The following is a 25,843-nucleotide window of genomic DNA, read 5'->3' as shown; positions in this document are numbered from 1 at the left end:
AGGAAACGGATAACTCTAGGCGGACAAAACAGCTTATTTGTCGTCAAGCAATTTAATAAAGTTAGCTGGAAGTGTGAACTGCTTATTATGAACCACTATACGGCGAAGCTCTTCCTCGAAGGAGCTAAGATCATCTTCATCATCGTCTTTAATTTCCTTTATATCCCGGTGCAGACGCTCCATTTGCAGATCAAGGGCATGAGCGGCATCCGCCGCATTTTTCAGTTCACGAGTCATACTCTCAGGTACTGATTTATTATATTTATAAAAGATTTTATGTTCGAGGCTTGCCCAGAAATCCATAGCAATGGTACGAATTTGAACTTCTACACAGACAAGCTCCTGACGATCGGACATAAAAACAGGGACTTGAATCAGCAAGTGAAGACTCTGATATCCGTTAGGTTTAGGGTTCTTAATATAATCCTTTACCTCAAGGACCGTTAGATCATCCTGCTTCTGAAGCATCTCACTAACATGATAGATATCAGAGATAAAAGAACAGGTGATCCGCAGACCAGCGATGTCTTTAATACAATTTTTCACTGAATCCAGCGATAATTCACCATTTTTGCGCAGCATCTTGTTCATGATACTTTCTGGAGACTTAATACGCGATTTGGTATGTTCAATTGGGCTGTAATCATGCAGAGACTGAAACTCCTGTTTTAGGATCTCAATCTTCGTTTCCATCTCATCCAATGCAAATTTATAAATTAACATGAAACGAGTGATATCGTGCTTAAGCTTCTTAAATTGTTCGATTTGATTCTCGGGGGTCATTATCTCATTTCTCCTCTTGTAGCGTTTCTCTATATTTATCATAGCCAATCCACTAGTGAATTTCAAATTCAGCGGTAATGTAGCCATAATCCAAACCTCACACTTCGTTTGATTACGTACCTTTTGCGCCGCGAATCCACTTGCGAAGTCGCTATAGGACCCAGTTGACCTTATACACAGTATAATCCCATAATCGGGATGCTATCGGACTCCATAATCGCTATTGGCAAAAAAACACAAAATATGAACCTCTTCATAAGAAATAACGTCACTGGAGTCCGAAACCCTGCTCAAACGGAGATAAACCTAAGAACCAAACCCATGATGCCCAAGAAACTAAAGTAACCCAAATAACCAAACCAGCCAAAGACCCTCAATATGTTACGGACCGTATTGCAGCTATTTGAGCTTTTGGGTCATTTTTACAGAAGTATCGGACCGTATAGCTCTTATCACCATGTAACAGTGCTGAATCGGTGTGGTTATGAGTAAATAGCTGCAATATAGTCCGATAGCTCGCCTAAAACATTCGAAATGGAGAAATAAGGTCAGCTGAGTCCGATCCATCGGAAAAGTGTGTTCACAAGCATGGGGGATAGTTCAAATCGCGCGAGAACCCAAAGTAACCTAAGTGCAAATAACGCCTTCTGAGTCCGAACGCTCAGCGGTAAAGGTCATGGAGAAACTAATGCCTGATTTCGGTTGGTTTACGTCCAGATCACAGTGTACCCGAGTACCCGATCATTAAACTGAAAGTTTCATTATTCAGTTGAGCTGTTTCCACTTTTGCTCAAGCGTTTGCGGAACATACTCCTTCAAAAGAGTCAAGAGTTCCAACGGCTCGTTGGATACGTTTAGCAGACTTAGATGCGAAGAATTAGAGAAGCCTTCTTGGATACTGTTATGTATCAGATTCATCAGAGGATCAAAATAATTCCTGATATTTAGAACCCCTACCGGCTTCTTGTGTATGCCAATTTGTGACCAGCACAAAACCTCAAAGAGCTCCTCATACGTTCCAAACCCTCCAGGCAAAGCAATAAAGCCATCTGCCAGCTCTCCCATTTTTGCTTTACGGCCATGCATATCCTCTACTTCTATCAACTGCGTTAACTCTCTATGTACCATTTCCCCATTAAATAATCCTCTAGGCATTACCCCGATTACCTCGCCTCCACCATTCAAAACAGCATTAGCGACCTCACCCATTAATCCGATTTTTGAACCACCGTAAATTAAACGATAATTATGCATAGCCATGTAGTTACCAAGTTCAACAGCTTTAGCTTTATAATCCTCATGCACCCCTAAATTCGATCCTGCGAAAACACATATTGATTTCAAAATCTCATCTCCAAACTATATATTGATAATGTCCGCTATCTAATATACTATATGTTGGAGTATAAATCATGTGAAAGATTAAGGAGTGCTACATAATATGGAAATTAATGATGTGCAGAAATGGATTAATCATTTTTATGGAGAACGAGGCTGGACTACTTATGGTCCTTTTATAAGAGTCGGATTCTTAATGGAAGAGACCGGTGAAGTCGCTCGAGCTGTACGCTCCTATGAAATCGGCAGAGATCGACCGGATGAATCGACTCGTACTCCAGAGCAACTGAAAAACGACTTGATTGAGGAAATCGGGGATGTTCTCGGAAATATCGCATTGTTAGCTGACTTATATGGCATCACTTTAGAAGAGGCTTTTACTGCACATAAAGAAAAATTAGTGAAGCGATTTAATTCCTAGGGACGAAGTAATCCTAAAAAAATAGGACTACAATCGGCAAGACCGAATTGTAGCCCTTCTTTATTTTACTCTTTAAGCCCTGTTAAGCTTTACCGCCTAAAGTATGATTCGAAATGGCTTTGATTATTGTTTCCCAATCATCCGGGTGGACTTCGTGGCCCGTTCCTTCCAGGGTTAGAAGCGACGCATCAGGAATTTCCGCCGCAAGCGCCAAGCCATGCTCTATAGGAAGCACCGTGTCTTCTGTGCCGTGGATAACCAAGGTAGGAACCATGATATTTTTTGCCTTGCCCTCGTAGCCGTCATCCCCTGTAAGAAGAGAATGATTAAACATGCTAAGCAAGTTGTTGGCACGTTTTATTTCCAGCCTTACTTGTTTATACGCTCTTTTCTCATCGAATTTATGTTTTGAACCACAGAGTATGCCGGAACCTGAAACCAAATAATTGGCTACCTCTTCCTCATTAGACCAATCCAGTGTTGCTCCATTTGCATGGAATGCGAGGATCCGCTCATCCATAGGAGGCAAGTTCCGATCATTATCGTCAGATTCGAAAAAACTTGATGCGATCAAGGTTAAGGTTAGAACTTTTTGCGGATGACGTGTAGCAAGGACTTGCGCAATCATTCCGCCTAAGGACATTCCAACGATATTTGCCTGTTCTATATTATAGGCGTCTAGTAACCCAGCAGCATCATTTGCCATGTCCATCACGGTATAATTGGAACTCCCAGGCTCATAAACAACGGAACGTCCGACATCCCGGTTATCATAACGAATAACGTAACGTCCGGTATCTGCTAATCGCTGACAGAACTCTTCATCCCAATAAACCATAGAACAGGTGGCACCCATAATCAGCAATATCGCAGGATTGCTAGGATTTCCAAAACTATCCGAACATATATCAATTCCGTTTACTTTTACTATTTTTTCGCTCATTGTTCATTCCTCATTTCATTCGAATTTTATCAATGAATGCACAGTTAAATAAGACTCAATACATTTTCAAAAAAATGGATGATGTCATCATTGAATTGCACCTCAAATTAACGTAAACGAATGAATTTGATAATCACGATAAGCACTCTCCTATTCCATATTGAAGGGTTTTTAACCCAATTTCGATTATAACACAAAAAAGCTATCCCCTGATTTTACGGATCAGGGAGATAGCCTCCTATTTATCGCCACAAAAATATTCGTTAAATAAATACTTCTTCAACAGTCAAATTACGCTCTTTAGATAAGTCTCTGAACGTAGTCTCATTTATTTTTACCAGAGGTTTGAAAATATCCAACGGATTATTCATAATAATCGTACCTTGCTCACCATTGCTAAGCTGAACGCTCTTACCCACAAAATTCGGCAATAAATGTCCGATTAGAGCTTGTACCGCATTTCCATTCAGCTTGCCAAATCCAAGCTCATGTACCTTGCGCAGAACGTTAATCAGGCCTTGTTTTGGTTGATTCGCTCTTCCTAAGGTCATGCCTACATAAGTATTTGCAACAGCAACAATCTGCGTATACGGGTGCAAGTCCTGTTTACGGAGATTGTTAGGATAACCTGTACCATCCTCGAATTCATGATGCTGAAGCGCCACTAGTGCGGTCTTTTCGTCATTCATCGATTTAAGGATAATGTCGTATCCATACGAAGTATGACGTTTTAGTTCTTCTGATTCTTCGGGAGTTAAGTTATCCGTCTTATTTAAGATATGTGGAGCAATCTGGCTTTTTCCGATATCGTGCAAATAACCGGCTCTACTAATCTCAAATCTTTCGGCTTTTGTATGACCTAACCAAGTCGCTATGTAAAAAGATAACAGTCCGACCTGCAATGAATGGTTGTATGTACTGATATCATCACGTTCCAGCAGCAATAATAAAGAAACGACATCCTTTTGTTCATCCAATTTCTCCAGCAATGGCTGCAGCGTATTATCAACATCCGACTGCGTAAAGCTACCCTTGCTGAGTGCTTCCAGAAATATAGATTCATAGTTTTGGATGGCTTGATCAAAATTACCATCTATCCCTTGTGCCACATTCATTTCTTCATTATCCAGCACCATCATGCGTGGTTCAATATCGACATAATCAATTTGATGCCTCATCAGGATGGTGATTTCTTCTCCGTAGACCACTGTCCCCTTCGGAAGCACGTGTAGGCCAACACTATTGAATGTATCTGTGATTAGACAATCGCCATGTTTGAGATCTGTGACATGAGCTTTCAAAATTCAGCACCCCTTACTATATGTAGGTATATTTTACCTTAAGGATAGCTAAATTCTTCCAAAGTAACAATATGGTTAAAGACTCATTAAACCACTCGGTTAGTTCAAAAGACCCCCGCGACTTCAGCACCCCTAAATCTATTTTTAGAGATTAAGCCTTACATTTATCCGTCTTACACACTACCTAAAAGGGATTGCTAAATTCAGCGATTACTTTCCCAATCAACTTATCCTTCGACACAAATGGAGTATCCCACAAATGAGCATCATAGCTTATATTCCGGTTATCTCCGAGAAAAAAATAATGATCGGCGGGTACCGTAACCGGTCCAAAAGTGTAATCCATCTGTTCATTGAGGTAAGGTTCGTTAACCTTCGCTCCATTTCGGTAAAGTGCGCCGTCTTTAATTTCCAAGGTATCTCCAGGCAGCCCCATTAGCCTTTTTACATATCTTTTATTCTCATCACCAGCTACAGGTGGCGTAAATACAACAATATCTCCATGCTCCAGTGTGGTCATCCATAACATTTTCTCAACAATTAAGCGATCATTGATTTGAATCGTTGGGATCATAGAGCCCGTTGGAACTCTCATGGCTTCAGCAACATAGGTTCTAACAAACAAAGAAATAACCACTGCGATCACAATACTCGGCAACCATTGCTTCATAAATTTCAACATTATTGCTCACCTCACATTCATATTATAGAGTCAAACTTTTTTAGCTGGTTCATATTCAGTTCATATTGTCGTCATGTATAGTTCATCTTCATCGGGTAAGCTTTCTTTAGCAACTCATTAAGGTAGCTAGAATAAAGCGATTAGAACAGGAGAAGATGCGATTGAAACCAGAAGAAGAGGTTATTAAAAAAAGGATGAATAAACCGCTGAAAATTATACTTATTTCCTTAGGGGCTTTAGCTACTGCAATAGTACTTTTTCTAGTGACTGTTTTTGTCGCTAATATTTTCCTCAATAAATCGGACCAAGCTAAAATAAAACCCTATGGTCAGTCTGTAAGCGTCGATGGTAAAAATATGAACGTTTTGATTCAAGGAAAGGGTGAAGAGACAGTCGTGCTCTTACCTGGTTATGGAACGGTGGCACCGGGACTTGATTTTAAGCTGTTAATAGATGAACTATCTCCATTTTACAAAGTTGTCGTGATTGAGCCTTTCGGTTATGGATTAAGTGATAGAACTGAAAAAGAGCGAACCACAGAAAACATTGTGAGTGAAATTCATGAAGCTGTAAAGCAGCTTAATATTGACCGTTATATTCTAATGGCACACTCTATTTCCGGTATGTACAGTTTGAATTATGTGAACAAATATCCAAACGAAGTGAGTGCATTTGTCGGGATTGATAATAGTATTGCAACGGAAGACAGAATAGGTGTTAAAATACCAACAGGAAAATTAAAACTACTTAGAGAATCAGGCTTGGGCAGATTGTTATTTAAATCAAGTGGAAATCCCTATGCTGAATTGCCGTTTGATGATGAAACTAAAGAACAATTGAGATTGCTTACGCTTAGAAACACTTATAATTACACTAACTTAAATGAAGTGGAAAATATGTCTTCTAATTATAAAGGGGCTCTAAATTCAACTTTTCCAAAGGATCTCCCCCTTTTGCTCTTTGTTCAAGGGGATGATACTCTCTTAAAAGATTGGATATCATTGCATGAAGAGCAAGTCAAAAATTCCGTACACGGAAAATTGGTAAAACTTGATGCAGGACATTATCTGCACCATACCAAATCAAAAGAAATCGCCGAAAATTTTAAGACATTTATGGAAGAAATAAAATAAAAAGCGTTTCTTCTATTCTCCATGCTGCGGTCATCATGTGCAAGTTTCCTTGCATTTCATGACGCAGCATTTTTTCCTTAGTATTTAAATCTCGAACCGCTCAATAATTCGATTCATTTCCCCATCAACATCAATTGAAGTATTCTTAGGAATATGAATGACGAACAAACCGCCAAAGATCAACTCACATTTGCCTTCATTCTCTATAATTCTATGTTTAAAAGCTGCAATGGCCGTTGAATCAACAGCTTCTTTACTAAGCAGCCAAGCGTATCTTTTGAAAGGAGATTTTTGAACAGTCTCTTGGTAATAATAGACTCCATTTTCTTCCTTCACCTGTATAATATCTCCCATTGTAACAGCCGGATTAAAAATCGGTGTCTCTTCAATTCGAAATTTATCTTTGCCAAATGGAGTAACATCGAGGATTTCTATTTCACGGCCATCTGCGTTGAAGCAGATATGGATTCCGGACGATTCTAGCATCGGCACACCTCTATCCTTGTTCAATATCTAATCTTGTTCATTCTAAATAACACAAAACAAAGTAAATACATTAGACTCGTAATCCCGAACAACCTAAAGATTCCGGGTGTTAATAACATATATAAACTGTAGGGAAAACTCCAGATAAATGCAAGCAGCATTAGCCGACTTCTGTTTAAAAAGACACCTATTGCTAATAACCCCGCCGGTAATAACAACATGATTATACTAATCACAAGAGTGGAGCGATTCGTAATCTCAGCATAAGGATTGATGAATATAAAAATTAGCCATAAAAAAACGGTCATCAAACTGGACACATAACCTATTAGTTTAATGATTGTTAAATTTATGGATGACTCCATCCTATCACCTCAATTCTTTCGCAATAATTCTCTCCAACCACTTCCATGGAAGCAGCGTTTTGCCTAAAATTAAGATTCGCGTACCTTTGCCGATAGGATAACGTAGCCGTGGTGCTTTCATTTCGGTAATACGACCGATAAGATTAGCCACTTGACTAGGGTCAGGCGCTGTCTCAGCAGTATGTTTGGAATATCGTAGCACAGCGTCAAGACGCGCTTTATACGGAGAATCCTCCTTACGTCGAATTTGCTCCATGCCTTTTCCCCATATCGGTGTACGGAAGGAGCCCGGTTCAATTAATACCACCCTTATTCCATAAGGGGACATTTCATGACGCAGGCTTTCGCTGAAGCCTTCAACAGCAAATTTAGAAGCTGCATAAGGCGCATAACCTGGAAATCCGGATAATCCACTTACACTTCCCACATTAATAATCGTGCCACTCTGCTGTTCTCGCATAATGGGCAGCACAGCTGTTGTCACAGCCACTAATCCAAAAAAGTTCGTCTCCATTTGCCGCCGCCATTCCTCCATAGATATTTCTTCTATGAAACCGCCAATGGCAAAACCTGCATTATTGACTAGAACATCAATTCTTCCAAATGTTTCGTGTACTGAAGATATTGCTGTCTCTATAGAATCGCTGTCAGTTACATCCATGGTCATTAAATGAAGCTGCTTTAAAATTCCTGCCTGCTCTGCCTGCAGCACCAGCTCGCCTTTACGGCTTAAATCACGCATGGTTGCTATCACCTTAAACCCCTGTCCAGCTAATTTGAGCGCTGTCAGCAGTCCAAATCCACTGGAGGTTCCGGTAATCAGAGCCACTCGATCGTGCCCATACTCTAGATGTGAACTCATATTTACTCCCCTTTGTATTTCACAATTATAAAAACAAGCAAACAAATGTTCTATTGTTTATTGACTATCCATTAATTTCAAGTTATAGTAAGAGCATCTTTTATATTTCTGTGCGGGAGAAGCACCTCGCAAGACAGGCGTCAATGCCTATCTTGGAGGTGCTTTTTTGCGTATATTAACTAATTCATTAAGGAGCTGAGAGGAATGTTTAAGCCAAAAAACACCGTCAGATGTAGAACGAACATTTTCAGAATTAGGGATTTAAAATGGGTGGCTCAAGTAATGCTGGTAGCAGCTTTCTTAACCTGTAACCTCACACTTGTGTCTGCTGCTACTGGCTGGGATTCCGCGCTGGATGACATTAACAGTCTTCATGGTAATTATACCGCGCTTCAAGCCACCCTCAAGACAGATAACTCAAAAATTCAGAAGTTACGCAAACAGAATAATGACGCTCTGAAATCTATTCGTACCGTCATACAGTCAACAGATCAAGCACTGTTAAGCCGCTTATCTTCAGAAGCTAGCTCAGTTCAGAAGAAACATGCTCCCCTTCTGGAACAATACAGCACACTCAGTAAACAGTCTGCCGCAGCCAAGAAAGCTAAAGACTTGAAAACAGTCACATTGCTGGACCTGAAGCGTAATAAACTAAAGGCTGCTGTAACCCTCGCCCGAGCCGAAATTAAGACAAAAACAACCGCTTTGGCAGCCGCTCGCAAGCAAACCGCTGCTAAGCTTAAACCCGTCAAAGATGCGTTGGCACCCATCACTGCTTTAAAGAAACAAATAACTGCCGAAAGTAAGAATCTCACTGCCACGCAGAAAGTACGCGCAGAAGCTGACAAACAATATAAAGCAGCTGTTAAGCAAGGAGATGCAGTTAGAGCCGCTACAGAACTGAAATCATCCTATGAGCAAATGAAACGAATTCATTCCATGCAGCAGAATATTTACAGCTGGGAACAGAAGATTTCGCTAGCACTACGAGCAGCAGAATCTAAACTTCCCTAATGATTATGATTCGCCCCCACCGGCTCAAATCAGCTTCACTAACATACTAATTAATTGGGCTGCAGGCACAATTAGGAGCTGAGCAAATATAGTGCCTACAAATCGTGAACCCATCAATACCACATATATTTTTCCTAGCTGATCACGGTATTCTACATTTTCAGTAGCCTTATGGGTAATAAGACCAAGCTGTGGGTCGATAAATATGGTCAGCAGAATAGTCGCCATACCATTAATCAGTCCGGAAGCTTGAGAAGCAGTCGTGCTATATTGAGGCATTAGATGAGCAGCATACAAAGATGATATGACACCTACGGTGTAAAAGGCTGTCACAAAAACATTCATCACAATAAAACGTTTAGGAATCCCCAGGTATCTGAAGTTATATAGATTCACTTTTGGTTTTCTTATGTATTTTCTTGTGTTCTTTAGTTGCCCGATCGTTACACTGGTAAGCAGTTTTGGGATAGAACCCTCAATTTCAAGCTTAGAGATGATTCTCCCAAACAAGCCTACAAAGGTAGGGAACACAGCAATGGCAATTAAAGTCCCTAATGAAGAAGCCAATAATATAATTCTCAAGTAATTAAGAAGTGGAAAATCTGAATGTATTTTGGCATAATCTACGAATTTAGCCGTCAGTGGAGCTTGGATCATATTTGCAGTTCTTGAGACGAGAACAATAATGCCTGTGAGAGATAACGCAATGGCTATCTTGTTCAGCTTCACTCCGGCGTATCGTACCGAATACGATAAGGTTTCTGCCGTGTGAATAATCATCGTAAGCAAGCATACCACAATCAAACTATTTACCATTTAAAGGTTCCTCTCCAATAAACACTATTTATTATTTCGGTGCACCTTTTGGTGAAAGTATTGATCCAATCCATAACAAAGGGCAATGCCCACTAAATATCTAACAAGGTCGATCCACAGGAATCCTTTTCCGAGAATTAGACCACCCAATAATGTAGAACGGATGCTGTTGATCCATTCCGCTTGATACAGCTGGCTAAATTCTATACCGAAGCTAAACACCAAACTACATACAAAGGCGAGCCTTAGCTTTTGATTTACCAGTAGGACCCGAAACATAAAATAAACCATGCTGCCCCAAAGCGCATCTCCGAAATGTCTAGATACAAACAAAGGCAGCTGATCCGTGAATACTCTAGAGCTTAACCCCAATACAATAACAACGAGGCAGATACAAGTATAAAAAAGTCTTTCTTTCAGATCATTGATCCTCATTTCCAACCTCTATCCAGCTTCTGACTTAAAATTGATGCTTGCGATAATACTAATCATTGCGATATAAAACGGATAAATAATCATGGCCCCTATTATGATCAGTCCTGTTACCGGTGCAGGTTTTTCTGCAGGTTCTGTGATTGGGAACCAGGTTGCGAATAAACTAATGAACAGAATCAAATAGGGAAACCATAGGATCGTAGTGAAATACATGGATTTTTTTCCGCTCAAATATTTCTTTGTAAGCCAAATAAATACTATAGAAGATAATAAAAATAACACAAGCTTGAAGATAAACAGCAAGGTATCTACTTTACCCAGCTCCAAGCCGGAAATTCTGCTGATTCGATAAATATTCAATGGCAGCTCTATTACAACAAACAACATAAAGGCATAAAGTACGCTTAGTGCATTCAGCTTTATAAAATATTTCATCTGTTCAGCACTTCGGAGTCCCACAGCCGCTCCACATGGGTAAGCTCCAATTCTTCAAATTCCAGCTTATAAATATCCGGCTTGGACGTCTGTTCAAAGAACTCATATCCATACTTCTTATCGAAGTAATTCAGGATAATGGTCATGATATTCCCATGCGTACCTAATGCGATTTTTCCGCCTTTATGCTGTTGAATTAATTGCTTGATAACAGGAATTGCACGCTCTTGTGCTTCCTGGGTACTCTCTCCATCCGGCATTTTATATTGCTTGTCGTTGAACGATGTCCGAATGCCCTGCAGAAAATCATCTTCACTGATTTCAATCTCGACACTTCCGATTGCTCGTTCTCTGAGTTCTTCATACAGTTCAATCTCTTGGTTCGAAGCTTCTGCCAAATATTTAATTGTCTCTACGGCTCGTCTATATGGGCTGGATACAAAATATGTAATTTTCTCCTCCGCCAAAAGCTCTTTGATTCTATAAGCGTCTGCGTGTCCTTTTTCGGATAATCCCCGTTCCCGCTCGTTCCCTAATACAAAAGGTGACACTGCATGTCTAACCATATAAATGTATGTCTTCATGAGGCACTTCTCTCAGTCACTCAAATATCGTTGCAGTCTTCTCTCGGTCTTTTATAAAAATCTCTCTAGGATAAAGAATTGCAATCTCTGGCAGCTCGTTCTCTTTGAAAAATTTAAATTCTTCGATCTCCCCATCTATAGCTCTAAGCGTTCCTCTGATGATAGAGCACTCAAATACAATAACCGTATATTCTACCTGATCGCCATTACTATATTCGTATCTATATTTCGCTCCACCAAAAACACCTAAAATCGACGTAGGATGAACCATCAACCCTGTCTCTTCATATACCTCTCTGCGTAAGGTTCTTCCGGGACGCTCCCCTGGCTCAATCGCTCCCGCAGGCAATCCCCACAAAGATTCTCCTGGCTTGCGGATGAACAGAATCTCATCCTCTTTATTTCTTACTACTGCAGCTACGGAAGGCATCATTAATAATTCTGAGCCCACTTTCCCACGAATCCCTTGATAGTACTCAGACATCGGCATATTGATCATCCATCCTCTCCGTAAATGGGTTTATAATCTTTCTTTTAAAAAGCTGATCACGTTTATTTTCTCACCGTCTGGCTGAACATTACATTGAGATAACTCGACATTAAACCGCTCATCTGTCTCTATTAGTTCAATCGCTTGGCATACATATTCGATCTTCTTAGGACTACTACTCCATGCATCTCTTGTATCATCCTTTACCCAATGAAGCTCTTTACCATTAGAATAGAAATCATGAATTAACCGTCCACTATCCGTGGTTGGCTCAATCAACATCAGGTTATCTCCTTTACCTTCACTAAACCTTTGAACGGTTTCTTTCATCCTGTTTAAATCTTTTTGATCAAAATGTATTAAAATATCATCATGTTTAGACTCATCTGAGCCTGTCTCACCTAGATCGGCCGCCAACACGCCTACAAGCACAGCAATCATAAATAACTGCACAATGATTATCCATGTTCTAAATTTCATAGTTCCCCCTAAATTCTTTCCTTGGACTTCCCAAAAACCCACTATATGTATATTAGACATCACTATGAAGGAATCCTTTAGATTTCACAATATGCATAGCCGTGGACAAAAAAAGCTTCCGAACTCAAAAAATGCTGAGCTCCGGAAGCAGTTACAATGAGGTGAGACTTAGTGTTTACCTTTTGTGCCAGCAAGCTGTACGATCATAATGACAAGAACGAGCAAAGCAATGAGCTGATCAATACTCATCTGCGTCCGCCTCCTATCCCAAATGAAGGATGGCTCATCGGACGGCATTTCCTCTCCCAAGGACACTGCTTCGTTCCCCTTATACACACTATGTATCCTACAGCCTATTTATTACTTAAAGAATGCCCTGCCCGTCCGTACGTGCGAGTTCCTGCTCGACTTCATCCAGCTGATCTTCGCCAAATACTTTAAACCCATTTTTCCTCAACAGCTCCGTAGTGGTGCCCTCTCCCGGTGCTTTCGTATCCTTAAAGGTTCCATCATAAATATACAGGCTTCCGCATGAAGGACTGTCTTGTTTTAAAATAGCTAATGCAACCTGATGCTCCCTAGCCAGCTTTAGTGTGGCTTGAGCCCCCTTCATAAATGGCTCCGTAACATCGACGCCTGCCCCCGTCACTACCCGATCTCCTTGCCGCTGTGCGTCAGGACGAGGGGTTGGCAAACCTCCCACTACCTCTGGACAAATATGGACAAAACGCCCTTCCTCATACCACTTTAGGAATCGGGCATCGAGACACGGAACATCGCCATTATCATAACGTACTTTATGCCCTAACAGACATGCGCTCACTAGAATCTTCCCTGTCATCGTTATCGCCACCAGTCCGTCTAGTATTTAATATATTGCTATATTATTTATGACTAGAAACGGATATGCAATATCGAAATGCCTGTCCACGAAATGTTTGTGCTTGATACACAAAAGAAGACTCGTAGTACACATATAGAAAACCATTATTTCTGATATTGAGGGGTTTTCTCCATCCGATACCGGCTCCAGCAGGTCCATAATAAATCCGCCATAAAGTAGAACCCCACGATCGGAAGCACGAATTTCCAAATAGGCTGAACACCCGAATATAAAAGCTCCATAAGCGGCTGAATTACATACACACTAGCTACTGAAAGCCCCCACCAATATAGAGAAAAACGCAGGCAAATATGCCCTTGCAGTTGATAAGACATTCCTGAGTAATCCCACCATTGCTTATGGAATACCGTTTTTAACAGCCAACCGCTTATAAATTCAACAGCAGAAGGAATGATTAGCGCAAGAAATAGGAAAAGCGGAAGTGGCAGCGTCAAATCTCTAGCAATCAATAGCAATAGTGGAGCAAAGCCATACATCGGCTTAAATGGACCTTTTAGAAATCCTTCTTTGCGAAAGCTTCCATTACTGTATAAATTATAGGTCCCTTCCAATACCCAACCTAAAAAGGAATAGACCATAAAATAAAAAAAGTATTGGCCCACCACAGTAACTGCTATATCTCCACTTAACGAAAATATAGGAATAATCATGACCTAATCTCGCCTCCCGTTGTCATTATTTTCTTAGTTGTCCATCCGGCCCTATTATGTCTTGATCGTTCTGGAAATATGCGCACAAAAAAAGACATAACCCAAAAGGTTATGCCTCCATTCCAGAATTCCAGGAGTAAAAGTCTCCCACTTGTTACCTTCTAATTATTTATGCTCTTCTTCATGAGGTGTCGTCAGCAACTGATCGTCGTTTGGTTTCTTCAGTGCATCCATCTTAAGCTCACTGCGTACGCCAAAGTTTGAACCGTACTTTTTCTCAAAGTTTCCTGCTAGAGCCTCACCACGTTTTTGCCGGTAACGGCTGTTCTCATTCCGACTACGCATTCCATTTCCTCCCTGTTGGCAAAGATCTGTGAAATTTGCGAAAAGCTAAGACGAACTTGGAGAAAACACTCTGATGAGGTTGTACTTTTATTTATTATACAATACTTACTATATTCATCAACAAAAACAGACTGTCCCCTAAAGGACAGCCTGTCTTCCGAATCATTTACTCCAAATTATCGGGAAGCGGATCTGGGTGTGAGGATTCAGCAGGTTTGGCTACCCACTCATCTGCCTCTGGCTCGATGTCTACACCGTTCTCCATCTTCTTAATTTCAGCTAATGAATCGCCTTCTTTATTTTCCTTGTTGCGGATTTCCGCTTCATCTTGTGTGTGATCGGACATGTGAAATCCTCCTCAGGTGCTTTGCTTTTTTTGTTCCTTAGTTATAGTTACCCGATGGAGTGTTTTGCAAACATAGTCCAATTAAAAGAATAATTTAAGGGTACATCATCCACGCTACAAGTGGGCCGATACAAGAGCCAACTATGGCGCAAACAGTCATCGCAACCGAGCTCATCGAAACGGATTGTTCACCATATTCCAAGGCCTTTGCTGTTCCTAGAGCATGAGAAGCGGTTCCTAGACCAATTCCGATTCCAACCTCACTACGAATTCTAAACAGTTTGATGATAAAAGGTCCGCCAATCGCACCTGTAAATCCAGCAATCATAACAAATACAGAGGTTAAAGAAGAGTCCCCACCTAAGCTGTTCGAGATCTGTATCGCTACAGGTGTAGTGATCGATTTAGGTAATAAAGATAAAACATATAATTTAGAGAAGCCTAGACCTGCCGCCAAAAGCAGTCCACTAAACATCCCTATAAGCAGACCTACAATGGCTCCGCCCAGAATTGCCGGGAGATTCTCAATCAACACATTACGTTGTTTATATAATGGGTAGGCTAACGATACTACAGCAGGACCGAGCAGCTGATTAATCCATTGGCCGCCTATCATATATGTATCATACGGAATATGAAAATATAGTAGTAAAGTTACAACAATCACTGTTGCTGTAAGCGCGGGAATAAGTACAGGAATACGAAATCGTCTATATACTACTGACATCATCAAATAAATAGCTACGTTAAGCAGTACAATACCTGTTGCGATAAAAAACATTATATTTCCTTCCCCTTTTCGCTTAGTCTCTTGCCGCTCCATCCCGCTTTCAGCTTGTTGTTTACGCTAGTAAGCCATTGGCTAGAATGTGCAGCTGCGGCAATCGTGAGAACACTGCTAACGATAAGGATTAGGATTAATAGTAAACCTCTACCACTAAAGATATCCATATGATTCACGATCCCAGCTGTCGCTGGAATAAAAAATAACGGAAGATAAGCTAATATCGTTGTAGCACCCTCTTCAATCCACTTCACAGGCACGACCCTGAATAGCAATAGAACAAAAAGTAACAGTAATCCTACGATACTCCCGGAAACGGGGAGATGCAGTTGCTTTTGCAGATAGTCCCCAGCCAAGTAGAACAAATATAGCAGGAACACTTGGATAATAATGCGAATGATTTTCATGATGCAGGATCCCTTCATTATTAAGTTAAAGCGATAGCGCTAATATGGAGTCACCTTCATAAGGGTATCAGAGTTTTCATGAAACTTTCAATTACTTTTTGAATCTTATAAGAAATATCGCAAAAAAACCTGCAAAATCCCCAGAATACAGAGACTTTACAGGCTCAAAGATTAAGATTCAATTTCGTTAAACCCACTGAATTACTTGCTCTGCACCTTGACGCGTCTTACCACGTGGTTCGTTCAGCCGATATCCGAAAGCTGCCATACAGGAGATTCCAAAATGCTCAGCGTCCAAAATCCCTTCTTCTTCCAGAATCTGCTCAACCTTAGCTTTATCAAAACCTTCCATTGGGCAGGAGTCGATCCCGATTAACGCAGCTGAAGTCAGCATATTCCCAAGCGCCAGATAAGTCTGCCGGCAGCTCCATTCGAACATTGCCCGCTCATTCTCCATCAGTCCGAAATCAACCTTCAAAAACTTATCAAAAACTTTACGTTTTCCTTCCATTCCTTGCGGAGGCAACTCCTGCACATTCTCCATGATCCCTTTAATATAATCGGAGTCAGCAGCCATATCTTTAGGAAGACGTGAGAGAATAAGCACAAAATGGCTTGCGGTTGCCAATTGCTTTTGTGCGCCCCAGGCATAAGGACGTAATTTCTCACGTACTTCCGGACTTTGTACTACCACAAAACGCCAAGGCTCGAATCCGAATGAACTTGGTGACAATCGTCCAGTTTCCAGAATAAATTGAAAGTCCGATTCACTAATTTTTTTACGGCTATCGAATTCTTTAGTTGCATGTCTGAACTGATATGCAGACAGGATTTCATTCTTGTTTAACGATAAAGTATCCATGAGTAACACTCCCTTTACTTGGTTAGCATCGACGAGCATTTGACTGTTTGCCGATCACATGCTTAATATTAGTGTATATATCACTTCTTTAAAAGTACGCACAATAATGTTATGTAGTATACAAAATGATACCATGGGAGTTGAACAGCTATGCGTGACCGAAAAGGTGGCTTTGGAAATTTCCCGGAAAGCAACAAAGAAGCTTGCCCTGTAGAATTTACACTGGACGTTATAGGAGGCAAATGGAAAGGAATTCTCATCTATCACTTGATTGATGGCACGAAACGTTTTAACGAATTCCGCCGGATCTGCCCGGGCATTACCCAACGTATGCTGACCCTGCAACTAAGAGAGTTGGAAGAGGATGGGGTTGTACACCGTGAGGTCTACCATCAGGTTCCCCCAAAAGTCGAATACTCTTTAACTGAATTCGGCAAGACACTGATTCCTATTATTAAACTCATGAAAGATTGGGGCGAGGTGTACAAAACAAAACAGCTTTCCGCAGAAAGCTGTCCTGAAGGTACAGATATTACGGTGTAGCTCAATGCTGCACCTTTTATTTTTCCCCATTAAAAAACGCTGCAGCTTTTTCCTTATGTTCGTTGGTTACCTGACCGGATATCGCTTTAATGCCTGCTGCGATAATCGCTGCATCATCTGTAAATCCAAGGCCTAGAATCGCATCGGGTATAGCATCTATAGGAGAAATAAAATAAGCCAATGCACCGAAAGCAATTCCTTTCGCCCATAAAGGTGTTTTAGCGTCGACGGCACAATAATACATTGCGATAGCATCTTTAGTAAATGGAATTTTGCCTGCGAACTTTTTAGTTTTCGTCCAAAAATTTTGCGTTACCATTTCCTCATTTTCTTTGCTATATGGAAATTCCTCTGCAGTGAGCTCCATGCTATTCTTGACCTTATCTTTCTTCATTGCCGGTTCCCTCCGAAAGGTTCATATGACGTACATACCTAAAGTATTCCCTCAATTGAGGTTTATATCTTTAAGATAAACTAAAGTCCGTATCCTGAACCTACTTACGGTTAATTGATCGCTTTGATTTTCGTTAAATCGCTGCTGCATAACACTTCAAGATTCTTAAAGATTCGCTCAGCATCCCAATCCCACCACTTCAGCGCTTCAAGATATTCGATCATTTCATCATCAAAACGTTGTCTAATCACTTTGCAGGGATTTCCTCCAGCTACACTATACGCCGGGATATCCTTTACAACTGTAGAATTGGCTGCGATAACTGCTCCGTTTCCAATATGCACACCTGGCATAACCGTAACATTTTGTCCAATCCAAACATCGTTTCCGATGACTGTATCACCTTTTAGCGGCAGATCTTTTAAATCCGAGACCGCCTGTTCCCAGCCATGGGCCATGATATTAAACGGATAGGTCGAAACCGAATTCATCCGGTGGTTGGCACCATTCATGACAAATTCAATGCCTTTGGCAATCGCGCAGAATTTTCCAATAATAAGCTTATCGCCAATAAAATCATAATGATGAGTCACACGTTCCTCAAACTTCTCTGCACCGTTTATATCATCATAATAGGTATAATCGCCAACAATGATATTGTCTCTTGTAATCGCATTTTTTATATAGCAGATACTTTTAATTTGTTCATTGGGATAGAGCGTATTCGGGTTCGGTCCATATTGTTTCATAGTTTGCGCCTCGCTCTCTTTTGGATAAAACATAGCAGAGATCAGAGCTGAATTCAAATCATGCACGATTCATAAACATAAAAAAGCGGCTACCTGCCGGTAACCGCCTATCTTTTATCTACTTATATTGTTAAAGCTCGTTCTGCTTCTACTTCTACCTCTATCTTTTCGATAAAACCTCAGCCTCATACTGTTTCACTTCATTTAGCCAGCTTTCCCGGACCGGTACGCCATTCTTCGCACAATAATAATCCCAAATGGCTCCAAACGGATACGATTTAAATTCCTCGACCAAAGCAAGTCTTGAAGTGTAATCTCCATCCAGCTCAATTTGCTTCAATTGCTCGATTGGCTCCAGCATAGCACGAAGCAAAGCTTTTAATGTATTTCGTGTTCCGATCACCCAAGCAGCAACATGATTGATGCTTCCGTCAAAAAAATCTAATCCAATATGCGTTCTGCCCAGAAACTGACCACGAACCAGTTCACGGGCAATCTCGAGCAGCTCATCGTCCATAGTAACCACATGATCACTATCCCAGCGTACTGGACGGCTAACATGCAGCAGTAATTGATCCCCAAACAGCAGCCAGGAAGACAGCTTATTCGAAATCGTCTCGGTTGGATGGAAATGCCCAGCATCGAAGCACACCGCCTTACCCCGGCTTAGCGCATAACCCATATAGAATTCATGTGAGCCAACCACGTAACTTTCCGAACCAATACCAAACAGCTTACTTTCTACAGCATCAATGTTATATTGCTGATCGATTTCCTCGCTGAAGATTTCATCGAGTGACTGCTGAAGCCGTACCCTTGGTGACAAGCGGTCGATCGGCGTATCTTTATAACCATCTGGAACCCAAAAATTAGTGACACAAGGCTGACCTAATGCTTGACCAAAGGACTCGGCGATTCGACGTGAGGCCTTGCAATGAGCGATCCAGAAGTTGCGGATCTCAGGATCTGGGTGACTCAATGTGAAGCCATCATTTGCTTTTTCATGAGAAAAACAGGTAGGATTGAAATCCAATCCGAGTCCCTGCTCTTTGGCCCAGCTCACCCAGCGCTCAAAATGCTTAGGCTCTAACGCGTCGAGATCTACAGTCTCTTCTGTATCCGCATAAATAGCATGTAAATTTATTTTATGTTGCCCTGGGATGAGTGCTAGAGCCTGTTCCAAATCCCGGCGCAGCTCCTCCGGATTCCCGGCCCGCCCCGGGTAACTTCCGGTGACTGCGATCCCGCCGCTCAGTTCTTTTTCCTTATTCAAAAAACCCTTCACATCATCACCTTGCCAACAATGCAAAGAAATCTTAATTTCCGCTAGCTGCTCCAACACTTTATCTACTTCGATCCCATGCTGTGCGTAAAGCTTTTTCGCTTCATTGTAGCTGTTCTGAATGCTCTGTAAGCTCTCTTTACTCTGCTCCATGTTTGAGCCTCCTGATTTTTAACTTAGTGTGTTTTAGATGAGGCATTTCTGCCTCTCTTTAGCTCGTTTTCCGCGTACTCCGCTCAAAGAGAGGCACTTTTGCCTCTCTTTAGCTCGTTTTCCGCGTATTGCGCTCGATGAGAGGCACTTTTGCCTCTCTTTGGCTCGTTTTCCGCGTATCGCGCTCGATGAGAGGCACTTTTGCCTCTCTTTAGCTCGTTTTCCGCGTATCGCGCTCGATGAGAGGCACTTTTGCCTCTCTTTAGCTCGCGTTCCGCGTATTGCGCTCGATGAGAGGCACTTTTGCCTCTCTTTAGCTCGCGTACCGCGTATCGCACTCGATGAGAGGCATTTTGGCCTCTCTTTGGCTCGTTTTCCGCGTATCGCGCTCGATATGAGGCACTTTTGCCTCTCTTTAGCTCACTTTCCGCATACGCCGCACGATGAGAGGCACTTTTGCCTCTCTTTAGCTCGTGTTCCGCGTATTGCGCTCGATGAGAGGCACTTTTGCCTCTCTTTCGCTCGTTTTCCACTAAACTTAGCTACTAATTAACGACCTGTAGCCGGGCGAACTGTGCCAAAGCCGCTTCTTTGGTCGTGGGGTCCATCCCCTTCGGTATATAAGATGTTACTTGGAATGAACGACTTATAATTTCTCTCGCCTCTTGAAGATCAGTTACAGCACCCGTGCTGATCATCTGCACCACCAGATTGCCTAAAGCCGTAGATTCCGTTGGTCCGGCGTGAATTTCCATCTCCAACAGATCTGCCGTAATCTGGCACAACAGACCGTTATTCGCACCTCCGCCAACGATATGCAACCTCTCTAAGTTGTCACCCGTCAATTGCTGGAGATCCTGAATGTAGAAATAATAAGATAAAGCAAGACTATCAAATACACATCGAGCCATTTCCCCAGGTGTTTGAGGGACCAGCTGTCCTGCTTCCACACAATAGCTGCGGATCTCGTCAATCATGCTCTGTGGATTCATGAACCGTTCATCATTGCAATAAATGATCGATCTAAAAGGGATTTCTTGTGCTGCCAGCTCTACCAGCTCGCTGAAGCTGTATTGTCCGCCGTACTCCTCACGAACCTTTTGAATCAACCACATGCCCATAATGTTTTTAAGAAACCGGAATGAGCCGTAGGCTCCCCATTCATTCGTATAGTTACGTAACATTGCCTCTTTACTTGTGATGGCTGAACCCCGTTCCACCCCGATGAGTGACCAAGTACCACTACTGAGAAATCCCCATTTCTCGCTGTTTGCTGGAACCCCTAATACAGCTGATGCTGTATCATGAGAGGCTACTGCTATGAACTCGCAATCTGGAAGATCACCGCGAGCCGCCAAGTCCTCCGTCAACCTCCCAACGGGTTCCCCAGGTTCTGTTAAGGGAGGGAATTGCTCTTTTGAAAGACCAAGCACCGACAGAAGATCCTCATCGTAATCACGAGTGTGAAGATTCAGCATCCCAGAGGTGGAACCTATCGTCACCTCACTAATCTTGCGACCCGTAAGCCGATAATAAAGATAATCAGGGATCAGGAGGATGGAATGTGCTGCTTCCAGCTCCGCCTGATCATGCACAAACAGCTGATACAACGTATTAATCGGGAGATATTGTATCCCCACCTTTTCGTAAACGCTTTCAGTTGAGATATTACGATGCAGCCTCTCTATCGCTCCATCTGTACGGGAGTCACGATAAGAAAAAACCTCATGGATCCGCGCCCCCTCCTGATCGAGAAGTACATAATCGACACCCCAAGTATCGATGCCCACGGTGCAGCGCTCGATCCCTCTAGCCTTGGCCTGCTGTAAGCCCTTGACGATTTCAGCAACTAAATAATCTATATCCCAATAAAGATTACCATTTTGTTCAGCGAATCCATTACTGAAGCGATGAATTTCTTCTATAGACAGGGTTCCTCCCGGCTGCTGCAAGGTTCCACAGACCACTCTCCCACTAGAGGCTCCGATATCAACAGCAATGTGATACTGCATTTGATTATGAGCTTGTGTATTCATCCCTATACAACACTCCTTATCTCCTATCAGCCTACTAGCAAAGCGAATACGATTCCTGGACCATGCACGCCTATCGTCAGATCATTCTCAATATCCGCTGAACGGCTAGGTCCGGAGATAAAATGGATGCCCGCCGGCAGCCCCGATGGCCCAGCTTCATCAAAATCAATAAGCACCTCACCGAGACGAGTCTTCAGCCGCTCCAATGGCACGATGGCAATTAATGCGGTAGGTAATAAGCTGACTGAACGGCCTTTATCCTCAGAGGACAGCACAGTAATGGAGCCTGTATAGGCAACTGCATAATCCGCAATCACAATTCCAATATCAGCCTCGGCCGCCCTAGCTTTCCATGCCTCCTGATCATCCGTATTCCAGACAGACACCCGTGTATCTGTGAGTTCCTCCTCTAGTCGAAGTGCTGCTAGCTCGGTGACATTTTGCCGGAGAATATACCGTGCGAGCATCTCATTGACTTTGCTGACGATAAAAGCCTTGGCTTCATCCATATCCTGCACACGAAATACATGGCCACCGGCACTTTGAAAATTCGCCGTAAATTGTTCAATCCTTTCCTCCGGACTCCACTTGAATTGCTGCCAGTACTGCGGTGCGCCGCGAAAAGGGTGTGCGGGAGCTTCAGTAATTCTCGGCCGCTTCAGGCGGCGAGCGATATCATTCATGAATCCCTGCTGCTTTTCACGTGAATCCTGCTCCATACGTTCCAACCAGTTACTGTGCGTCTCTTCAGTCATGTCCGGCCCCTCCTTCCAGCTCTTCCCGCTTCCGCTTCGCTAGTAAATCTTCCATTCGCTTCTGTATCGCCGGGTCCATTTCGCGACTGTTCTTGTCTAGCTCCTGTTGCAGCCCCTTCCAGCTCTCACGGAAGGATTGATCTGCCAGCTTCGGGGCGATCCGATAATTGTTCCAGCCTTTCAGCGGCCCCAGTTTCGACGGAATTCCTCCGTCTCGCACGAGCAGCATTTGCCCGATTCTACCTACCTTCATCACATTACTAAATCGCTGTGACTTCGCCATAATCGCCCCAAAACCCTTCATGCCGAGACCTTCTGCCTTATCCCCATAACCACGTTCAACCTTCCGCCGCCGTAAATAGATGAGCATATCATGCAGAGGAATTTTGACCGGACAGGCTTCATAACATGCTCCGCATAGGCTAGAGGCTGAGGCGATGTCATCCCATTGATCTACATTTTTATTCAGCGCCGGGGTCAACACCGCTCCTATAGGTCCGCTATACGTTCCCCCATATGCATGACCGCCAATATGACGGTAGACAGGACAAGCATTCAGACAAGCTCCACAGCGGATGCAATTCAGCAGCTCCTGAAACTCAGGATCGCCTAGCTGCTCAGATCGGCCATTATCAAGAATAATAATATGCTGCTCTTCCGGCCCATCACCATCGTTGGTTCTGCGGGGACCAGAAATACCCGACATATATACCGTTAACTTCTGCCCTGTTGCCGAACGAGGCAATAATGTAGCCATCACTTCAAGATCACTCCACGAAGGAATAATCCGCTCCATCCCCATCAGGGTAATTTGTGTTTTCGGTAAAGTGGTGACCATACGAGCGTTGCCTTCATTCTCGAACAGCACCATCGAACCCGTCTCTGCAATAGCAAAGTTACAGCCAGTCATTCCGATATCCGCATCAAGGAACTTCTCTCTCAGCTTTCGCCGTACAAATCCAGCAAGGATAGTAGTTTCAGGCAAAAGCTCCTCCCCTGCCTCTTTGGACAACAGCTCGGCAATCTGGTAGCGGTTCTTATGAATCGCCGGAATAATGATATGTGACGGGGTTTCCCCGGCAAGCTGGATAATATACTCCCCCAGATCCGTCTCTATGGTCTCCACACCAATGGATTCCAGCGCCTTATTTAAATGCAGCTCCTCAGTAACCATTGATTTGGATTTGACCACAGAAGCTGCCTGTTTTCGCTGCGCGATTTCAAGGGCAATCTTCACAGCCTCTTCACCCGTTGCTGCAAAATGAATATGTGTGCCGTTTGCTCTTGCCTTGTCTGCAAAAAGATTCAAATAGTAATCAAGATGGGCGATCGTGTGTAGACGGATTTGCCGCCCACGTTCACGCCACTCTTCCCAGTGGCCATGATCGTTAGCTGCTTTTTGTTTTCCATCACGCAGTCTCTCCGTGGTAAAACGAACAGCCTTGCGTAAAAAGTCATTATTCAGTGCCAAGTCTGCACGCTCTTTTACTGTTGCTGGCTTCCCGTTCTCTGATTTCGCCGTTAGATTGGTGGTGGTTTGACTCATTTATCAGTCACCCCCTCATACAGTAGTTCTGCTAAATGCATAACTCGAACGGGTTCGCGGCGGTAACGCAGATTCCCGGCAATATTCATCAGACAACCCATATCCAGACCCGTTAGGATTTCTGCTTCCGTCTCCAGCACATGATCTGATTTCTCAGTGACCATCGCCCCGGAGATATCAGACATTTTCACGGCAAAGGTTCCACCAAACCCACAGCAGTCCTCAGCAAAAGGCAGTGGTACCAGCTCCATCGCCTTCACATTTTGCATAAGCTGCATAGGTTCGTCGCGAATCCCTAGAATCCTTGTGCCATGACAGGAAGGATGATAGGTAACCTTATGCGGAAACACTGCTCCTAGATCAGTTACGCCAAGCACCTGCACCATAAACTGGCTGAATTCATAGGATTTACGTTGCAAATTCTGCGCCTTGACCAGATTAACCGGATCATCCTGAAACAGCTTAGGGTAATGATGAAGCATCCCCGTACAGGATCCGGAAGGTGCAATGACAAAATCACTGTCATCGAAGGCCTGCAGAATCGTAAGTGCAGCTTGCCGCGCTTCATTCCAATATCCACTGTTGTACGCAGGCTGTCCGCAGCAGGTCTGCACCTCCGGGAACTCCAGCTGTACGCCATATCTGGCCAGCAGACGAGCCATGGCTTCCCCGACCTTCGGGAACACGGCATCGCTGACGCAGGTTATAAACATCGATACCTTCATGCCTTCACCTCCTGCACAACTATTTACTACACCGTCGTTATTGCGATGTTCAGCTTCTGCAACTGCTTCATTTGTTCTTCAACAGGGCTGTAATCCGTTATTAGAACATCCACATCACTAGGAGCCGCAAAATGTGTGAACGCTTGAATTCCGAATTTACTGGAATCGCATAATAAGATCACTTGCTCCGCTATAGAAATCATCTTTCGTTTCACCATAGCTTGCAGCTCATTTGATTCACTAGCGCCACGTTCGAGATGAAATCCTTTGCAGGAAAAAAACATTTTATCCACGTGATACAATTCAAGCGAACGTTCTGCTAAATGACCCACATAGGACATTGATCTGCGGCTCAGTTGCCCGCCTGTAGAAAAGACCTCGATCCGCTCCTTCCCGCTTAACTCTGCTGCCACTCTAGTAGAATTGGTCAACACAGTGAGAGGCATATCCGGCAAATGCGAAGCCATATACCAAGCCGTTGTACTGGCATCCAGTAAAATCCGATCGCCCGGCTTAATCATCATTACCGCCTCACGGGCAATCCGCTGTTTCTCCGCTGCATTCATGATTTCTCGTTCGGCATAAGGAGTCTCCGGTTGCCGGTCACGCAGGCTAACTGCTCCGCCATGCGAACGCAGCAGCCGCCCCGCTTTTTCCAATCGATCCAGATCGCGGCGAATGGTTTCTTCCGTCACTTGGCATAATGTACTCAATTCTGAGACACGGATGCTGCCACGTTCATTCACTAGTTCTACGATTCGTTCATATCTGTCTGCAATCAGCATGATTTCCCT

33 protein-coding genes are annotated in these 25,843 nt (G+C 43.0%); 4 read left to right on the top strand and 29 right to left on the bottom strand.

Annotation, left to right across the window (positions count from 1 at the left end; all coding sequences use genetic code 11):
- Nucleotides 1-33 precede the first annotated feature (33 nt).
- Nucleotides 34-783, bottom strand: coding sequence for a GTP pyrophosphokinase family protein (locus NST25_RS11395; RefSeq protein ID WP_076130330.1), 750 nt, complete (start codon nt 781-783; stop codon nt 34-36).
- Nucleotides 784-1,548: 765 nt separating this feature from the next.
- Nucleotides 1,549-2,127, bottom strand: coding sequence for a TIGR00730 family Rossman fold protein (locus tag NST25_RS11390; protein WP_076193859.1), 579 nt, complete (start codon nt 2,125-2,127; stop codon nt 1,549-1,551).
- A 97-nt stretch (nt 2,128-2,224) separates the two neighbouring features.
- Between NST25_RS11390 and NST25_RS11385 the strand changes: the two genes are divergently transcribed.
- Nucleotides 2,225-2,542 (top strand): MazG-like family protein, encoded by a 318-nt coding sequence (locus tag NST25_RS11385; RefSeq protein WP_076130332.1) that lies wholly within the window; start codon nt 2,225-2,227, stop codon nt 2,540-2,542.
- An 82-nt stretch (nt 2,543-2,624) separates the two neighbouring features.
- Here the strand turns inward: NST25_RS11385 and NST25_RS11380 are convergent, their stop codons facing one another.
- The 3 genes from NST25_RS11380 to lepB form a co-directional block, all read right to left on the bottom strand.
- Nucleotides 2,625-3,485, bottom strand: a complete 861-nt coding sequence (locus NST25_RS11380; RefSeq protein WP_076187007.1) for an alpha/beta hydrolase — start codon at nt 3,483-3,485, stop codon at nt 2,625-2,627.
- Nucleotides 3,486-3,748: 263 nt separating this feature from the next.
- Nucleotides 3,749-4,786, bottom strand: coding sequence for an HD domain-containing phosphohydrolase (locus NST25_RS11375; RefSeq protein ID WP_076187005.1), 1,038 nt, complete (start codon nt 4,784-4,786; stop codon nt 3,749-3,751).
- Between the two features lie 184 nt (nt 4,787-4,970).
- A complete protein-coding gene (gene lepB / locus NST25_RS11370) occupies nt 4,971-5,468 on the bottom strand; it encodes a signal peptidase I (protein WP_076130335.1) in 498 nt (165 codons plus the stop codon).
- Nucleotides 5,469-5,623: 155 nt separating this feature from the next.
- Here lepB and NST25_RS11365 point away from each other — a divergent pair, with 155 nt between their 5' ends.
- A complete protein-coding gene (locus NST25_RS11365) occupies nt 5,624-6,601 on the top strand; it encodes an alpha/beta hydrolase (RefSeq protein WP_340394025.1) in 978 nt (325 codons plus the stop codon).
- Between the two features lie 84 nt (nt 6,602-6,685).
- Here NST25_RS11365 and NST25_RS11360 read toward each other — a convergent pair whose 3' ends face one another.
- Both NST25_RS11360 and NST25_RS11355 read right to left on the bottom strand, forming a co-directional pair.
- Nucleotides 6,686-7,087, bottom strand: coding sequence for a DUF4265 domain-containing protein (locus NST25_RS11360; RefSeq protein WP_076130337.1), 402 nt, complete (start codon nt 7,085-7,087; stop codon nt 6,686-6,688).
- Between the two features lie 369 nt (nt 7,088-7,456).
- Nucleotides 7,457-8,314 (bottom strand): SDR family oxidoreductase, encoded by an 858-nt coding sequence (locus NST25_RS11355; RefSeq protein ID WP_076193852.1) that lies wholly within the window; start codon nt 8,312-8,314, stop codon nt 7,457-7,459.
- A 204-nt stretch (nt 8,315-8,518) separates the two neighbouring features.
- Between NST25_RS11355 and NST25_RS11350 the strand changes: the two genes are divergently transcribed.
- Nucleotides 8,519-9,328, top strand: coding sequence for a hypothetical protein (locus NST25_RS11350; protein ID WP_340394022.1), 810 nt, complete (start codon nt 8,519-8,521; stop codon nt 9,326-9,328).
- Nucleotides 9,329-9,352: 24 nt separating this feature from the next.
- Here the strand turns inward: NST25_RS11350 and NST25_RS11345 are convergent, their stop codons facing one another.
- The 14 genes from NST25_RS11345 to NST25_RS11280 all read right to left on the bottom strand — a co-directional run bounded on the left by NST25_RS11345 (nt 9,353) and on the right by NST25_RS11280 (nt 16,866).
- Nucleotides 9,353-10,144: a lipid II flippase Amj family protein gene (locus tag NST25_RS11345; protein ID WP_036689792.1), complete on the bottom strand. Its 792-nt coding sequence runs from the start codon at nt 10,142-10,144 to the stop codon at nt 9,353-9,355.
- A gap of 24 nt (nt 10,145-10,168) precedes the next feature.
- Nucleotides 10,169-10,579, bottom strand: coding sequence for a DUF2809 domain-containing protein (locus NST25_RS11340; RefSeq protein ID WP_340394020.1), 411 nt, complete (start codon nt 10,577-10,579; stop codon nt 10,169-10,171).
- Between the two features lie 9 nt (nt 10,580-10,588).
- Nucleotides 10,589-11,014: a hypothetical protein gene (locus tag NST25_RS11335; RefSeq protein ID WP_340394018.1), complete on the bottom strand. Its 426-nt coding sequence runs from the start codon at nt 11,012-11,014 to the stop codon at nt 10,589-10,591.
- The gene (locus NST25_RS11330; RefSeq protein WP_076130342.1) at nt 11,011-11,598 is read right to left on the bottom strand and encodes a histidine phosphatase family protein; all 588 of its coding nucleotides are present in this window, start codon (nt 11,596-11,598) and stop codon (nt 11,011-11,013) included. The genes NST25_RS11335 and NST25_RS11330 overlap by 4 nt, the downstream gene beginning before the upstream one ends.
- A gap of 16 nt (nt 11,599-11,614) precedes the next feature.
- Nucleotides 11,615-12,088 (bottom strand): NUDIX domain-containing protein, encoded by a 474-nt coding sequence (locus NST25_RS11325; RefSeq protein WP_076130372.1) that lies wholly within the window; start codon nt 12,086-12,088, stop codon nt 11,615-11,617.
- Between the two features lie 30 nt (nt 12,089-12,118).
- Entirely contained in the window at nt 12,119-12,568 is a 450-nt protein-coding gene (locus NST25_RS11320) for a DUF4362 domain-containing protein (protein ID WP_076303035.1), read from the bottom strand.
- Between the two features lie 168 nt (nt 12,569-12,736).
- Nucleotides 12,737-12,883 (bottom strand): hypothetical protein, encoded by a 147-nt coding sequence (locus NST25_RS11315; protein WP_155288116.1) that lies wholly within the window; start codon nt 12,881-12,883, stop codon nt 12,737-12,739.
- Between the two features lie 49 nt (nt 12,884-12,932).
- Nucleotides 12,933-13,409, bottom strand: coding sequence for a DUF523 domain-containing protein (locus NST25_RS11310; RefSeq protein WP_076218746.1), 477 nt, complete (start codon nt 13,407-13,409; stop codon nt 12,933-12,935).
- A 146-nt stretch (nt 13,410-13,555) separates the two neighbouring features.
- Nucleotides 13,556-14,122, bottom strand: a complete 567-nt coding sequence (locus tag NST25_RS11305) for a putative ABC transporter permease (protein ID WP_036689784.1) — start codon at nt 14,120-14,122, stop codon at nt 13,556-13,558.
- 165 nt (nt 14,123-14,287) lie between these two features.
- A complete protein-coding gene (locus tag NST25_RS11300) occupies nt 14,288-14,467 on the bottom strand; it encodes a hypothetical protein (protein ID WP_076218748.1) in 180 nt (59 codons plus the stop codon).
- 166 nt (nt 14,468-14,633) lie between these two features.
- The gene (locus tag NST25_RS11295; RefSeq protein WP_036689781.1) at nt 14,634-14,813 is read right to left on the bottom strand and encodes a hypothetical protein; all 180 of its coding nucleotides are present in this window, start codon (nt 14,811-14,813) and stop codon (nt 14,634-14,636) included.
- Between the two features lie 94 nt (nt 14,814-14,907).
- The gene (locus NST25_RS11290) at nt 14,908-15,594 is read right to left on the bottom strand and encodes an LrgB family protein (protein WP_036689780.1); all 687 of its coding nucleotides are present in this window, start codon (nt 15,592-15,594) and stop codon (nt 14,908-14,910) included.
- On the bottom strand, nt 15,594-16,004 hold the full coding sequence (locus NST25_RS11285) for a CidA/LrgA family holin-like protein (protein ID WP_036689778.1): 411 nt from the start codon (nt 16,002-16,004) through the stop codon (nt 15,594-15,596). The genes NST25_RS11290 and NST25_RS11285 overlap by 1 nt, the downstream gene beginning before the upstream one ends.
- 187 nt (nt 16,005-16,191) lie before the next feature.
- Nucleotides 16,192-16,866 carry an NAD(P)H-dependent oxidoreductase gene (locus tag NST25_RS11280; protein WP_076218750.1) on the bottom strand — a complete coding sequence of 225 codons (675 nt, stop codon included), beginning with the start codon at nt 16,864-16,866 and terminating at the stop codon, nt 16,192-16,194.
- A 150-nt stretch (nt 16,867-17,016) separates the two neighbouring features.
- Between NST25_RS11280 and NST25_RS11275 the strand changes: the two genes are divergently transcribed.
- Entirely contained in the window at nt 17,017-17,409 is a 393-nt protein-coding gene (locus tag NST25_RS11275) for a helix-turn-helix domain-containing protein (protein WP_076130348.1), read from the top strand.
- A gap of 16 nt (nt 17,410-17,425) precedes the next feature.
- On the opposite strand, the gene NST25_RS11270 is transcribed toward NST25_RS11275, so the two are convergent.
- The 8 genes from NST25_RS11270 to NST25_RS11235 all read right to left on the bottom strand — a co-directional run bounded on the left by NST25_RS11270 (nt 17,426) and on the right by NST25_RS11235 (nt 25,834).
- Nucleotides 17,426-17,803, bottom strand: coding sequence for a YkvA family protein (locus NST25_RS11270; protein ID WP_081383451.1), 378 nt, complete (start codon nt 17,801-17,803; stop codon nt 17,426-17,428).
- 110 nt (nt 17,804-17,913) lie between these two features.
- On the bottom strand, nt 17,914-18,552 hold the full coding sequence (locus NST25_RS11265) for a Vat family streptogramin A O-acetyltransferase (protein ID WP_340394015.1): 639 nt from the start codon (nt 18,550-18,552) through the stop codon (nt 17,914-17,916).
- 160 nt (nt 18,553-18,712) lie between these two features.
- A complete protein-coding gene (gene rhaA, locus NST25_RS11260) occupies nt 18,713-19,987 on the bottom strand; it encodes an L-rhamnose isomerase (RefSeq protein ID WP_076280893.1) in 1,275 nt (424 codons plus the stop codon).
- Between the two features lie 545 nt (nt 19,988-20,532).
- Nucleotides 20,533-22,023 (bottom strand): rhamnulokinase, encoded by a 1,491-nt coding sequence (gene rhaB / locus NST25_RS11255; protein WP_340394013.1) that lies wholly within the window; start codon nt 22,021-22,023, stop codon nt 20,533-20,535.
- Between the two features lie 26 nt (nt 22,024-22,049).
- Nucleotides 22,050-22,778, bottom strand: coding sequence for a lactate utilization protein (locus NST25_RS11250; RefSeq protein WP_340394012.1), 729 nt, complete (start codon nt 22,776-22,778; stop codon nt 22,050-22,052).
- Complete coding sequence (locus NST25_RS11245) at nt 22,771-24,324, bottom strand: LutB/LldF family L-lactate oxidation iron-sulfur protein (RefSeq protein WP_340394011.1); 1,554 nt, start codon at nt 24,322-24,324, stop codon at nt 22,771-22,773. The genes NST25_RS11250 and NST25_RS11245 overlap by 8 nt, the downstream gene beginning before the upstream one ends.
- A complete protein-coding gene (locus tag NST25_RS11240) occupies nt 24,321-25,049 on the bottom strand; it encodes a (Fe-S)-binding protein (RefSeq protein ID WP_036689769.1) in 729 nt (242 codons plus the stop codon). The genes NST25_RS11245 and NST25_RS11240 overlap by 4 nt, the downstream gene beginning before the upstream one ends.
- A gap of 26 nt (nt 25,050-25,075) precedes the next feature.
- Nucleotides 25,076-25,834 carry a DeoR/GlpR family DNA-binding transcription regulator gene (locus tag NST25_RS11235; RefSeq protein ID WP_036689767.1) on the bottom strand — a complete coding sequence of 253 codons (759 nt, stop codon included), beginning with the start codon at nt 25,832-25,834 and terminating at the stop codon, nt 25,076-25,078.
- Nucleotides 25,835-25,843 lie beyond the last annotated feature (9 nt).

Source organism: Paenibacillus sp. FSL E2-0190 (genome assembly GCF_037992965.1).
In the GTDB taxonomy this organism is placed as follows: domain Bacteria; phylum Bacillota; class Bacilli; order Paenibacillales; family Paenibacillaceae; genus Paenibacillus_AQ; species Paenibacillus_AQ odorifer.
This window is presented reverse-complemented; position numbering and strand designations above follow the sequence as displayed.